This window comes from Georgenia muralis (assembly GCF_003814705.1).
Lineage (GTDB): Bacteria > Actinomycetota > Actinomycetes > Actinomycetales > Actinomycetaceae > Georgenia > Georgenia muralis.
The window spans coordinates 1-12,282 of the sequence record NZ_RKRA01000001.1 but is presented as its reverse complement, the minus strand read 5'-3'; the positions used below and the strand labels follow the sequence as shown (position 1 = coordinate 12,282).

Sequence of the window (12,282 nt, the reverse complement as noted above, 5' to 3'; positions counted from 1 at the left end):
TGTCCGATCAGTACGGCGGGTCGTCGGGTGCGGGACCGTCCTGCCGTTCGTGCGCTGGTCGGCGGTTGTGGAGGTAGGGGGGTGTGTGGGGGAGCATGGTGATGGTGCCGTTGATCTGGCGTCGGTAGGCGTGTCCGGTGGGGGTGAGCCATTCGAAGATGCCGGGTTCGGGTTGGGCGACGGTGAAGATGCCGGCGGTTTTGATGGTGTGGTCGCGGGTGCACAGGGGTCCGCCGTTGTGTGCGGCGGTGTGGCCGCCGTGGGCCCAGGCTTGGGTGTGGTCGTACTGGCAGCGGTGGGCGGGGGTGGGGCAGCCGGGGCGGACGCAGGTGCGGTCGCGTTGGCGGACGTGGTCGAGGAGGTCGGCGGGGGGCCGGTAGCGGGTGCGTCCGACGTCGAGGACGGCGCCGGAGAGGGGGTCGGTGACGATCCGGCGCCATGTTCCGCCGGCGGCGAGGGCGCGGGCGACGTCGGGGGTGATGGGTCCGTAGCCGGCGAGGGTGGCGACGCCGGCGGGTGGGTCGTCGGGGAACTCGCCGGTCAGGGCGGGCGGGTCCTGCGGCGGGTCAGACGTCGGCGTCGTGGTCGGTGGCGGCGTGGTGGTCGGCGGCGGGGCGCTGGTGGGTGGTGGGAGGAGGACGGACAGGGGGACGTCGAGGCGGAGGTCGACTCGTGGGGGGTCGCCGAACCACTCGCCGTCGGCGGGGATGAGCAGGTGCAGCGGGGGCAGGCGGGGCCCGGGGTCCTGGGGGATCGGGCACCGGCACGTCGCCCCGGCCCCGACGGCCCTGGCCCCGACGCCCCCGGTCCCGATGGCCTCGCCCCCGGCGTCGGGTGCCCCGCGCCCGGGGTCCGGCCCGGCCCCGGGTGTGTGGGTGTCGGTGGTCGGTGGGGCTGCGTGGCCGTCGTCGCCGTCGCCGTGGCCGTCGTCGCCGTCGCCGTCGCCGTCCCCGTGGTCGTGGTCGTGGTTGTGGTCGTGGGTGTGGGTGGTGGGGCGGAAGCGGCCGGTGATGAGGGCGAGGAGGATGTCGGCTCGGAGCTGGTCGGTGGTGCGGGTGTCGCCGGCGGCGCGGGCGGATTGGGCCATGTGGTCCAGGACGAGGTCGATCTGGACGCAGCTGGTGGCGGTGGTGATGGCGCTGATGCGGCCCATGCCGTCGGGTAGGGGTTGGGTGTGGGTGACGTGGCGGTGGCCGCGGGCGCGGTGGTGGCGGGCCTGGGCGTCGGTGGGGTCGACGGCGATGAGCTTGTCGGCGAGGTCGCGGACGAGCTGGGGGTGGGTGCGCCGGTCGGCCTCGGTGAGGATGTCGTGCTCGACCATCCAGGCCACGGGGGTGGGGCTGTGGTGGAGGGTGGCGACGATGGTGGCGGCCTTGCGGTAGTCGATCTCGCCGGCCTCGAGCCGGTCCCGGGTCTGGTGGAAGGACCGGGTCAGGCCCTGCCCGGTGGCGACGAGCTTGGCGGCGTCCTGGCGGGTGGTGGCCAGGCGTAGGGCGAGCTCTTCGGCGGTGCCGTCGATGGTCTTGGGTGCGGCCGCGCCGGTCTGGGCGTACATCACCGGTTCGGTGGCGACGTGGGCGGCGGCGAGCGCGGCCCGTCCGGCGGACCAGGACTCCAGGCGTTTGTAGGCGGCGACGACCTCGACCTTGGCGAAGGGGGCGAGGGACTCCAGGTCGATCTCGTCCAGCAGTGCGGCGAGCTCGGGTCCTGGGGCCATGGCGGCCAGGACGTTCAGGGCGACCCCGAGGGTGGCCGCGTGCTCGGCGTAGACCTGCGCGATGACCTCCGCGATCGGCCGGTCCAACCGCCGCCGCCGAACCCGACCACCATCAGCGTCAGATTCAACGTCAGATTCAACGTCGGCACCGGCATCGGAGCCGGCGTCGGCGTGGGTGTCGGCAGTGGGGTCGTCGTCCTGGTCGTCGGGATCGAGGCGCGCGACGGAGCCGGACTCGGTGCCGGAGCCGGCGGCCGGGTCGGTGCCGGAGCCGGCGGCCGGGTCGGTGCCGGAATCGGCGGTCGAGTCGGAGTCGGTGCCGGAGTCGGTGCCGGAGTCGGTGCCGGAGCCGGCGGCCGAGCCGGGGTCGGCGGCCGGGCCGGTGCCGGAGTCGGCGGCGGTGCCGGTGGGCTGGGGGAGGGTCTCGGCGACGGCCTGGTACCCGCCGGGGCCCAGGAGCTGGTCGAAGACGCCCTGGGACCACCGGTTGCCGTCGTGGGCCCGCTCGGCCAGGCCCTTGAGACCGATCGCGGTCAGGGTCCGGGCCCGGGCGATGCGTTCCTCGGCCCGCCACTCCCGCTGCACCGCGATCAGGTGCTCGCACCCACCGTTGGTCAGCGCGTCGGCGTAACAGCAGTACCCGCGCTCCCGCGCCTGCGCATCCCGCGCCTCGGCATCCCCGACCGGGCCGCCGCCACGCCCCGGGGCGTCCCCCGCCCGGGCCTGGCCGTCGCGGCCCGGGGCGTCCCCGGGCTCAGCGTCACCGTCGGGGGCCGCCGCACCGGGGTCCTGGTCCACCGCTCCCACCTCCACCTCGAACTGGTGTTCCCACCGTAGAGCCGGGGTACGACATCGCCACCACGACTGTGGACACCACCCCCACCACGGCCCTGTGGGCTCGCCGCCACGCAGGGCGGCCTCGGCGCTACGCAGACGGCGGCCGGTACGCGGGACGGTCCAGCACGAGCTGCTCAGCGGTGACGGCTGCGTGCGGAAGCTGGAGAGGCAGTCTGCTGCAGGGTCCGGTACGTCGAGCAGGCAGCGGTCGTCGTCGCCACCGCACAGGGAGGAGGGTCCACGCAGAGGTTGCCCACCCGACGGGCCCCGGCGGCTCGTACGGACGCACGTCTGTCAAGGGACAGTGGGAACTGCCCAGGGGCGGTCGTGAGACCTGCCCGGTGACGGTCACGGGATGTGCCCGGTGATGGCCATGGGATCTGCCCAGGGGCTGGCCATCACCGGCCCGGGTGGTTAGGCCAAGGGCGTCACTCCTCGACCGGACAGGGCCTGGGACAGGCGGACGGACTCGCCGCTGGTCTGGCAGACGTGGGCGTGGTGGAGGAGCCGGTCGACGGTCGCGGTGGCGATGGTCTTGGGCATGAGCTCGTCGAACCCGGCGGGGTGGAGGTTGGAGCTGATCGCGACGGCTCGTTTCTCGTAGGCGGCGTCGACGAGGCGGTAGAGGCCCTCGGCGGCGTCGGTGGCGACCGGGAGGAGGCCGATGTCGTCAACCTATGCGGACATCCGCATAGGTTGATCTATGCCGATGCGGCGACTATGTCGAGGGCCGTGATCGGGCGGTGTGGGCGGCCGTGAGGTCGTGCGGGTTCACGCGCGTGCCGACGCTGCCCGGCTCGGCATAGTTGCGGGCTGAGAGCAGCCTCGTTCGTGGGAGCACCGCGCTCCCGTGGAGGAGGCGGGTGCAATGTCAGGAACGAGGAGGAAGCCTGGGCAGCTCGGCCCACACGTCGAGGGTTATCGGTCTTGGTTGGCTCGACGGGGCTACACGCCCGGCACGATCCGGAACATGCTCAAGGATCTCGGCCGGGTCGGTCGGTGGCTTTCCGGGGAGGGGCTGGTCGCCGGGCAGCTCAACGAGGAGCGGATGGAGGCGTTTCTCGCTTCCCTGGGTGCGGCGGGCCAGCGCAGAGTTCCTGGGCCGCGCGCGATGGCGCCACTCTTGGGCTATCTCCGGGAGATCGGGGTCACCCCGGCGGCGCAGCTGTCACCGACGGCGTTGAGTGAACTGCTGAGGTGTTACCGGTCCTGGATGGTTCAGGAACGAGGCCTGGCCCCGACCACGGTGTTGCGTTATGAGAACACCGCACGCCGCTTCCTGCAGGAGCGGGCAACCGAGGATGGGGTGTTTGCACCCTCGGCCCTGACCGGGGAGGACGTCAACGCGTTCCTCCTGCGTGAGTGCGCTCGAGTCTCGTCCGGGTCGGCGAAGGGGCGGGTCGCCGAGCTCCGCTCGGTCTTGAGGTTCTTGTACTTGCAGGAGATCACGCCGCTCGGGCTCGGGTCAGCGGTGCCTGCGGTGGGTGGGTGGCGGTTGGCCACGCTGCCGCCCACGGTCAGCGCCGCGGACGTCCAGCTGCTACTCGACAGCTGTGACCGCAACACCTCGGTAGGCCTACGCGACTTCGCGATGATGACGGTGGTCGCGCGGCTGGGCCTGCGGTCCATCGAGGTCGCCCGCCTGGAACTGCGGGACGTGGAGTGGCGAGCCGGTGAACTCCTGGTCCGCGGTAAGGGCCGCAGGCAGGACCGGCTACCGCTGTTGGCGGACGTCGGCGAAGCGTTCGCCGACTACCTCTCGGCCGGCCGCAACCCCGCCGGGGCCCGTCACGTCTTCTTGACCTGTCGTGCTCCCCGCGGACCGATCCGCGCCGACCTTGTCGGCGATGTCGTCGAGCGGGCCTGCAAACGAGCAGGGCAGCCGGTGGTCGGACCACACCGGCTCCGACATGCCCTGGCCGGCGATCTGCTTCGTCACGGCGCCGGTCTGGTCGCAATCAGCCAGGTCCTGCGCCATCAGGACCTGGCCACCACTGCCCTCTACGCCAAGGTCGACCTGGACACGCTGCGTCACGTTGCCCAGCCCTGGCCCGGAGCGGCGCGATGAGCGCCCTGGAGCAGGACCTGGCCCAGTACCTGCAGCTGCGTCGTTCATTGGGCCACGAACTGGCCGAGGCGGGGTGGCTGCTGCCCAGTTTCGTGGCCTACCTCGACGCCCACGGATCACCCACGGTGACCATCAGCGCGGCCCTGGCCTGGATCCACGAGACCAGCACCGGCTCCGAGACCACTCTCGCGGCACGGCGGATGACGTCCGTCCGCGGCTTCGCCCGCTACCTGGTCGGCATCCACGCCGACACCGAAGTTCCACCGCTCGGGTTGGTGCCGCATCGGCAGCGGTGGCGGCAACCGTTCATCTACTCGGCGGCCGACATCGATGCGGTGATGGTCCGGGCCAGATCGTCGATCGCCTCCCCGCTACGGGCCGCGACCTACGACACCCTGATCGGGCTCCTCGCAGCAAGTGGCCTGCGGATAGGCGAGGCGATCAAGCTCGACCGCAGCGACATCGACTGGACACACGGCGTGTTGTTGATCCGCGAGTCCAAGTTCGGCAAGACCCGCCTGGTTCCCCTGCACGAGACCAGCATGCGGTTCCTGGCCGAGTACGCCGCGTTGCGCGACGACGTCCAACCCCACCCGGAGGACGGCAGCTTCTTCGTGTCTCTGACCCGTCACCGGCTGTGCTACGCAGTCGTGTCGCAGACCTTCCGGCAGTTGGTCGACACCGCTGGCGTCGGCGCTGCCGCCCCCGCCGCGCCGAGGCTTCACGACCTGCGCCACACCTTCGCGGTCCGCACCCTGCTCGGCTGGTATCGCGCCGGCGAGGACGTGCAGGCGAAGATTCCCTCGCTGTCGACCTACCTGGGGCATCGCGAGCCGTCCTCGACGTACTGGTATCTGTCCGCGGCGCCCGAACTGCTCGCCCTGGCCGCCCGTCGTCAGCACACCGCCTGGTCGGCGGCCCGACCAGGGGCCCAGCCATGACGCTGATCGCGCCAACGCTGCAGGCGTTCTTCTCCGACCGGCTCGCCCAGCAGCGCCAGGCCAGCCCCCGCACCATCGCGGCGTACCGAGACACCCTGCGGCTGCTGCTCGGATTCGTACACACCAAGACCGGCAAGCTGCCCGCCCAGCTCGACTGGTCCGACCTGGACGCCGCCACGATCTCCGCGTTCCTCAACCACCTGGAAAACGAGCGCCGCAACAGCATCCGCACCCGCAACGTCCGGCTTACCGCGATCCGGTCACTGTTCTCCTACGCCGCCCTGCGCCACCCCGAGCACGCTCTCCTCATCCAGCGCGTCCTGGCCATCCCACCAAAACGGTTCGACAAACGGGTCATCACCTTCCTGACACCGCTCGAGGTCGACGCCCTCGTCGCAGCCCCGGACCAGTCCCGATGGGAAGGACGACGAGACCGGGCCCTGCTGCTGCTGGCCGTCCAGACCGGGCTTCGGGTCTCCGAGCTCACCGGGTTGAACTGCCGCGACGTCACCCTCGGCACCGGCGCGAACATCCGCTGCGAAGGCAAAGGCCGCAAGCACCGCGCAGTCCCGCTCACCACCCCAGTCACGACACTGCTTCGAGCCTGGATGGCCGAGCGAGCCGGACTTCCCCACGACCCACTATTCCCGACCCGCACCGGACGGCGCCTCAGCCGCGACGCCATCGCACTACGTGTCAGCACCCACGCCGCGACCGCAGCCCGGGACTGCCCCTCACTGCTGGGCAAGCGAGTCCACCCCCACGTCCTCCGCCACACCTGCGCGATGTCCCTCCTACAAGCCGGCGTCGACACCTCAGTGATCGCCCTCTGGCTCGGCCACGCCGGCGTCCGCTCCACCGACGCCTACATCCACGCCGACATCACCATCAAGGAGAAAGCACTCGCCCTCACCACACCAGCCTCCGCGAAGCCAGGACGCTACCGACCCACAGACAAGGTCCTCGCCTTCCTCGAGAGCCTGTGACTATGCCGAGACGGCCAGCGGTCGCCGGCCCGTGAACCCGCACGACCTCACGGCCGCCCACACCGCCCGATCACGGCCCTCGACATAGTCGCCGCATCGGCATAGGTCAACGACCACGAGGTCGGCTCGCAGTACCTTCGCGATGGCCTTGGTGACGGTGTCGTCGGCGCGGTGCCTGCGCAGGAGTGCGCCGAGGTCTTCGAGGGTGAACCACGAGACCCGCAGGCCTTGCTCGACGGCTTGGTGACCCAGGGCCTCGAGCAGGAACGTCTTCCCGGTCCCCGACGGCCCGCAGACGACGAGGTTCTCCTTGCGGTGGACCCATTCCAGGGTTCGTAGCGCGTGCTGGGTCGGGACCGGGATCGAGGACGCTGCCTCGTCCCAGGCGTCGAACGTCTTGCCGGTGGGGAACCCGGCGGCGGTCCGGCGGGTGGCCAGGGAGGCCCGGTCCCGGCCGGCGGCCTCCTCGGCGAACAGGGCCCGCAGGACCTCGACGGGTTCCCAGCGTTGGGCCTTGGCGGTGGCGATGATCTCGGGTGCCTGGTGGCGGATGTGGGGCAGCCGCAGCCGGCGGAGCAGGGTCTCCAGGTCCGCGGGGAGCGGCGGCGCGGACGGCACCCCCAGGGCCGGCACGCTCGTGCGTGTGGTCGTGGTGGTCATCAGGCCACCTCCTCGACGCCGGGGCTGGCTGGCGGTTGCTGGCCCAGGGCGGCCCAGCCGGCGGTGCCCTGGGTCAAGGAGCGGTCCTCCCCGGCGCGGTGGACCTCACCGTCGCTCGTGCCCGCGTGGTTCAGGATCGAGGGCAGGTCGGCCTCGGCGAAGCGGGCGTGGACGGCGGCGTGGCCCAGGGCCCAGTCGACCTCTCCGGGGTCGAAGAGCTTGGCCAGGGCGACGGCCTCGGCCATCTTGACCCGCATCTTCGTCGTGCCGGCCGCGGCGGCCTCGCTCAGCCAGAGCCGGGCCCCGTCGCCCAGGGCGAGGAACTCGATCTCCGCGGCGCTCTTCGGACGCGGCCGGCGCTCCAGGGCACCGGCCGGGGCGGGCGGGAAGTGCGCGTCGTCGATGCTCGGGGAGCCCGGTGTGGCGCGGGCGTGGCGGGCGACCTCGACCGGGCCGGACTCGCCGGCGTGGACGATGACGACCTGCTCCCCAGGCCCGGCGCCGTAGGTGCGGACCCACACCCTCTCCCCGAGGAGGTGGTGCGGCACGGAGTACTGCCCGGCCTCGAAGGTCACCATCGGCGAGTTCGCCGGCACCTGCCGGGTCAGCCCGAACGCGACCGTGTGCGGCGCCGCCGGCAGGGCATGCAGGCGGGCGCGTTCCTCGGCCAGCATCTCCGCCGGGACCCGCCGGGTGACCCGGTGGACCCGGTGATTGACCAGATCGGTGAACGCCTGACAGGCCGCCTCGAGCTCGGCGAACGAGGCGTAACCGGGCAGCAGGTTCGTCTCCTTCGGGACCAGGTCGGCCTTGGCGACCTTGACCGTGGCCTCCGTCCCACCCTTGCTCGCCGGGTCGGCCGGCTCGCACGTGAGCACGCTGACCCCGTAGTGCCGGGCGAAGGCCACCATCTGCGGGTTCCGCACCGCCATCCCGGCGATGTGCTCGACGGTGACGGTCTTCTCGTTGTCGGTCAGCACATACGTCGGCACCCCACCCAGAACCCGGAAGACCTGGTCCAGGGCGGCGAACACGCTCGGCATCGTCTTGTCCCTGATCGCCAGCACGACCCGGAACCTCGACCACGCCAGCCACGCGCAGAACAACACCGTCCGTCCGCCGTCGATGACCGGGCCGTCACCGAAGTCGTACTGCAACCACAGCCCCGGCTCGGTGACCCAGGGCCGATGCACCCGGGCCCTGCCCTGCCGGTAAGCCTTCTTCACCGCCGCGACCGCCCGGCGGGTTGTCCGCTCCGAACCGGTGAACCCCAGGGCAACCAGCTTGCCATGGGCGATGTCGGCGCGGATCTTGCCGTTGCTCTTGTCCACCCACTCCTCGACCTTGGGCAAGAACTCATCGATCAGCTGCGGACGGGCCGCCGGCCTCTCGCTCAACCGCCCCGCGTCACGAGCGGCGACGTACCGGGCGACGGTGTGATGGGACACCCCGGCGAGCTCGCCGGCGTCCCTGTACGAACCAGTCAGATCAAACGCTTCGAGAATTTCCATGATCTCCTCGGCAGACTTCACGTTGTCCCTCCTCGGGGCGATGGGCGCTTCAGCACCGCTATCGCACCCGAGGAGGGGCCCCGAACCACGTCAGCGCGGCAGGGCAGGAATGTCGTGTCGGGCAGATCCCATGACCGTCAGCGGGCAACTCTCACGACCGCCACCGGGCAGCTATCTGGCCGCCTCCGGGCAGTCTCCCGTGGCCGCCAACACACGTCCACCGGACGACCAGGGGCACCACCCGGAGCTGCTCATGGGGAAGGATGGGATCGTGAACAAGCCCCTCGCCGACCGCTCCGGGATCGCCACCGCCACCCGGGTCGTGGTCAAGGTCGGGTCCTCCTCGCTCACCGCCGTCGACGGGCGACTGAGCATGCCGGCCCTGCACACCCTGGTGGAGATCCTCGCGGCGCGGCGCGCCAGAGGACAGCAGATCGTGCTCGTCTCATCCGGTGCCATCGCCGCCGGCATCACGCCGCTCGGTCTCACCGGCCGTCCGCGGGACCTCGCGACGGCCCAGGCCACAGCCTCCGTGGGCCAGGGCATCCTCGTGGCGCGCTACACCGAGGCGTTCGCCTACTACGGCCAGCGGGTGGGCCAGGTGCTCCTCACGGCCGAGGACCTCATCCGACGCACGAACTACGCCAACGCCCAGCGCGCCCTCGAGCGCCTCCTGGCCCTCGGCGTCGTGCCGATCGTCAACGAGAACGACACCGTCGCCACCGACGAGATCCGCTTCGGGGACAACGACCGACTCGCCGCACTCGTCTCCCACCTCGTCCGCGCCGACGCCATGGTCCTGCTCACCGACGTCGACGGCCTCTACGACGGTCCGCCGGGACGCCCCGGCAGCCGGCTCGTCCCCCAGGTCGACGGGCCGGCGGACCTCTCGCACGTGGAGGTCACCGGGCGCGGGAGCGAGATCGGTACCGGCGGGATGGTCACCAAGCTCGACGCCGCCGCGATCGCCACCGGATCAGGGATCCCGGTGGTCCTGACCTCGGCCGACCGTGCCCGCCAGGCTCTCGACGGCGAGAACGTCGGCACATGGTTCTCGGCCACCGGCAAGCGCAAGTCGGCCCGACGGCTCTGGCTCGCCCACGCAGCCCAGATCCGCGGCCGGCTGCACCTCGACGCCGGAGCCGCCCGGGCCGTCACCGACGGCAAGCGCTCACTCCTCGCGGCGGGGGTGGTCGGGGTCGACGGCGAGTTCGAGGCCGGCGACGCCGTCGAGCTCGTCGGTCCCGACGGCGTGGTCGCGCGCGGGCTCAGCGCCTACGGCTCCGCCGAGATCCCGGAGATGATGGGCAAGTCCACCGACCAGCTGCGCGGACCGGAGGACGACCGCCACCCGCGCGCGGTGGTCCACCGGGACGACCTCGTTCAGGTCAGGGTGCGGCTGCGGCGTCCCTGAACGCACCGCCGCTCAGGAGCGGCACCACGGTGTCGGCGTCGACGTCCGCCGCGGCGGCGAGGTCGTCCTGCCAGCCGATGGCCGCGAGCTCGCGGCCCGAGGCGCAGCCGTTCAGCGCCGCGTCGAGGTCGCCCACGCCGTCGAGCGCTGCGGCGGCCGCGCGTGCCTCGGGGGAGGGGCGGCCGGGCTCGACCTCGAGGGCGCGCAGGACGGCGGCGGCGCCCAGAAGGTCCTCCAGGGCCGGGCGCAACGTGCCGTCGGGCCAGCGTTCACCAGCCGCCACGACGTTCACAGGCCGGTCCGGCGTGCCGTAGCCGCGGGCGCTGGCCCACTCCGCCACGGCCCGCGCGTTCCGGAGGGCGGCGGTGACGACGGCGGGTGCCGTGGCGCCGTCGGCGGGCGTGGCGCCAGTGGCCGGCGTGGTGCCAATGGCGGGCGTGGCGCCCGCGGCGGGCGTGGCGCCCGTGGCGGGCGTGGCGTGGGCACCAGACGGGGCGACGGCCCGCATGGCCTCCGCATGACCAGCCGCGGCAGCGATGGCGGAGCCGTTGCGCGAGGGCAGGACGAGCCGGGGCACCGCCGGGGCGCGCAGGGCCAGCGCGGGGGAGAGCGACCACGGGCGCTCCGGTGTCGCCTGGCGGCGCGGCACGGCCAGGGTCGCGCCGGTCCGGTGCGCGAGGTCTGCGGCCGAGTCGTCGTCGGTGCACGGGTGAACCGCGGTGCCGCGGGCGACGGCGATGGCGACGGTGGTACTGAAGGAGAGCACGTCGACGACGACCACGAGCGCGTGGGGGTGCGCCAGGGCCCGAGCACCGGCGAGGCCCCAGTCGAACCGCAACCCGTAGCCCGCCTGGGCGCGGGGGTCGGCGTCCATGACGCACACGATACGGAGAGGGGCTGATCGGCCCGGCCCCGCGCAGGCGGACGAACGGGATCGCGTGGGCGACGGGAACGTGCGCGGACAGACGAGTGGGACCCGGAAGTTGGAGGCTCAGGTCAGCGTGTGCCCGCCGAGGCGGTGGTACGTGCGGTTCTCGTAGACGAGCGGAGCGGCGGCCCGGTCGTCGGCGCGGACCGCCCGCAGCGTGACGAGCAGGCTGTCGCCGACCGGGACGCGCTGCTCGACGGTGCCCCGGACCCAGGCCCGGACTCCCGGCAGCACGGGCTCACCGGTGGGCAGCGAGAGCCAGTCCAGGCCGGCGAACCGGTCGACCCCGCGGCGGGCGAACCGTGCCGCGAGGTCCTCCTGGTCGGCCGCGAGGAAGTTCACCGCGACCCCGCGCGCCGCCTCGACCGCGGTCCGCGCGGAGGAGGTCGAGGCGAGGGAGAAGGCGAGCATCGCGGGCGCGGCGGACACCGAGATGACCGAGGTAGCGGTGAAGCCCACCGGCCCGTGCGGGCCGGCGAGGGTGATCACCGCGACGCCGCCCGGGTGGTGGCGGAAGATCCGCTTGAACTCCTCGGGACCGATCTCCGCGCCGTGGCGGCCCGGGTCCTCGGCCGCGCGGGGGAGCGCGACCACGTCCTCGGCGCTCATGCGGCTCTCCTCGGTCAGGTGACAGGTCTGATGGACCTTACGACGGGCGCGCGCCGTAGGCGCGGGGTCGGACCCGGTCGTCTCGCGGACGGAGACATCGACGCTTCACGGACCCTGGCGTCTCGCTGCGCGAGACGGACAAGACGGACAACGGCGGGGCTGGGGCGAGCCGGGCAGTCTTCCTCCACGAAGGCCCCGGAGACGCCGGAGCCGGCCCCCGCCCGCAAGACGGAGGAACGATGACGGAGAGCACGGGTCCGGCCCGCACCTTCCTCGGTGGTGCGCCCGTGACGGGCACCCGCTGCTGTCGTCCGATGACCGTGCGGGCCTGTATGCGCAGGTCCTGCGCCGCCTGACCGACCTCCCGTCGGACTCCGGCCAGGACCTTCCCCACCAGCCCCGAAGGCGGCGCACCCCGGCGGCGCCGGCCGTAGCCCGGGCACCAGAGGACAGCCTCGTCCTGTTCGGCGGGTACCTGCCAGTTTCCGTCTGGACAGCACCGCCGTCCTGAGACGGAGCCGTCACGGCCTCGGCCGTTGCCCCGGCACATCGTGGCACCGCGTCGCCGGTGCCCGGGCGTACGAGTCAGCGAGACCGGGCGCCTCGACCGG

At 72.6% G+C, this 12,282-nt stretch carries 8 protein-coding genes and 2 pseudogenes; 4 read left to right on the top strand and 6 right to left on the bottom strand.

What is annotated here, in order from left to right; all coding sequences use genetic code 11:
- Nucleotides 1-7: 7 nt before the first annotated feature.
- Nucleotides 8-2,515, bottom strand: a complete 2,508-nt coding sequence (locus EDD32_RS00050; protein WP_123913522.1) for an HNH endonuclease signature motif containing protein — start codon at nt 2,513-2,515, stop codon at nt 8-10.
- Nucleotides 2,516-2,968: 453 nt separating this feature from the next.
- Nucleotides 2,969-3,229, bottom strand: a pseudogene (locus EDD32_RS00045) (ATP-binding protein); the annotation flags it as partial.
- Between the two features lie 175 nt (nt 3,230-3,404).
- On the opposite strand from EDD32_RS00045, the gene EDD32_RS00040 reads away from it, so the two are divergent.
- Genes EDD32_RS00040 through EDD32_RS00030 form a run of 3 tightly spaced genes read left to right on the top strand, consistent with a single transcriptional unit; the run spans nt 3,405 to nt 6,549 of the window.
- A complete protein-coding gene (locus tag EDD32_RS00040; RefSeq protein ID WP_211338675.1) occupies nt 3,405-4,622 on the top strand; it encodes a site-specific integrase in 1,218 nt (405 codons plus the stop codon).
- Nucleotides 4,619-5,563, top strand: a complete 945-nt coding sequence (locus tag EDD32_RS00035; protein WP_123913520.1) for a tyrosine-type recombinase/integrase — start codon at nt 4,619-4,621, stop codon at nt 5,561-5,563. Before EDD32_RS00040 ends, EDD32_RS00035 begins: the two co-directional genes overlap by 4 nt.
- Nucleotides 5,560-6,549, top strand: a complete 990-nt coding sequence (locus tag EDD32_RS00030; protein WP_123913518.1) for a tyrosine-type recombinase/integrase — start codon at nt 5,560-5,562, stop codon at nt 6,547-6,549. Before EDD32_RS00035 ends, EDD32_RS00030 begins: the two co-directional genes overlap by 4 nt.
- Nucleotides 6,550-6,552: 3 nt before the next feature.
- Here the strand turns inward: EDD32_RS00030 and EDD32_RS00025 are convergent.
- Both EDD32_RS00025 and istA read right to left on the bottom strand, forming a co-directional pair.
- Nucleotides 6,553-7,209: pseudogene (locus EDD32_RS00025) on the bottom strand (ATP-binding protein); the annotation flags it as partial.
- The gene (gene istA, locus EDD32_RS00020) at nt 7,209-8,741 is read right to left on the bottom strand and encodes an IS21 family transposase (RefSeq protein WP_123913514.1); all 1,533 of its coding nucleotides are present in this window, start codon (nt 8,739-8,741) and stop codon (nt 7,209-7,211) included. The pseudogene EDD32_RS00025 and the gene istA, both read right to left, overlap by 1 nt.
- A gap of 250 nt (nt 8,742-8,991) precedes the next feature.
- Between istA and proB the strand changes: the two genes are divergently transcribed.
- Nucleotides 8,992-10,134: a glutamate 5-kinase gene (gene proB / locus EDD32_RS00015; RefSeq protein WP_246005897.1), complete on the top strand. Its 1,143-nt coding sequence runs from the start codon at nt 8,992-8,994 to the stop codon at nt 10,132-10,134.
- Here the strand turns inward: proB and EDD32_RS00010 are convergent.
- Both EDD32_RS00010 and EDD32_RS00005 read right to left on the bottom strand, forming a co-directional pair.
- Nucleotides 10,109-11,008: a 2-phosphosulfolactate phosphatase gene (locus EDD32_RS00010; RefSeq protein ID WP_123913512.1), complete on the bottom strand. Its 900-nt coding sequence runs from the start codon at nt 11,006-11,008 to the stop codon at nt 10,109-10,111. The two genes, proB and EDD32_RS00010, sit on opposite strands and share 26 nt — an antisense overlap.
- A gap of 117 nt (nt 11,009-11,125) precedes the next feature.
- Nucleotides 11,126-11,671 (bottom strand): flavin reductase family protein, encoded by a 546-nt coding sequence (locus EDD32_RS00005; RefSeq protein ID WP_123913510.1) that lies wholly within the window; start codon nt 11,669-11,671, stop codon nt 11,126-11,128.
- Nucleotides 11,672-12,282 lie beyond the last annotated feature (611 nt).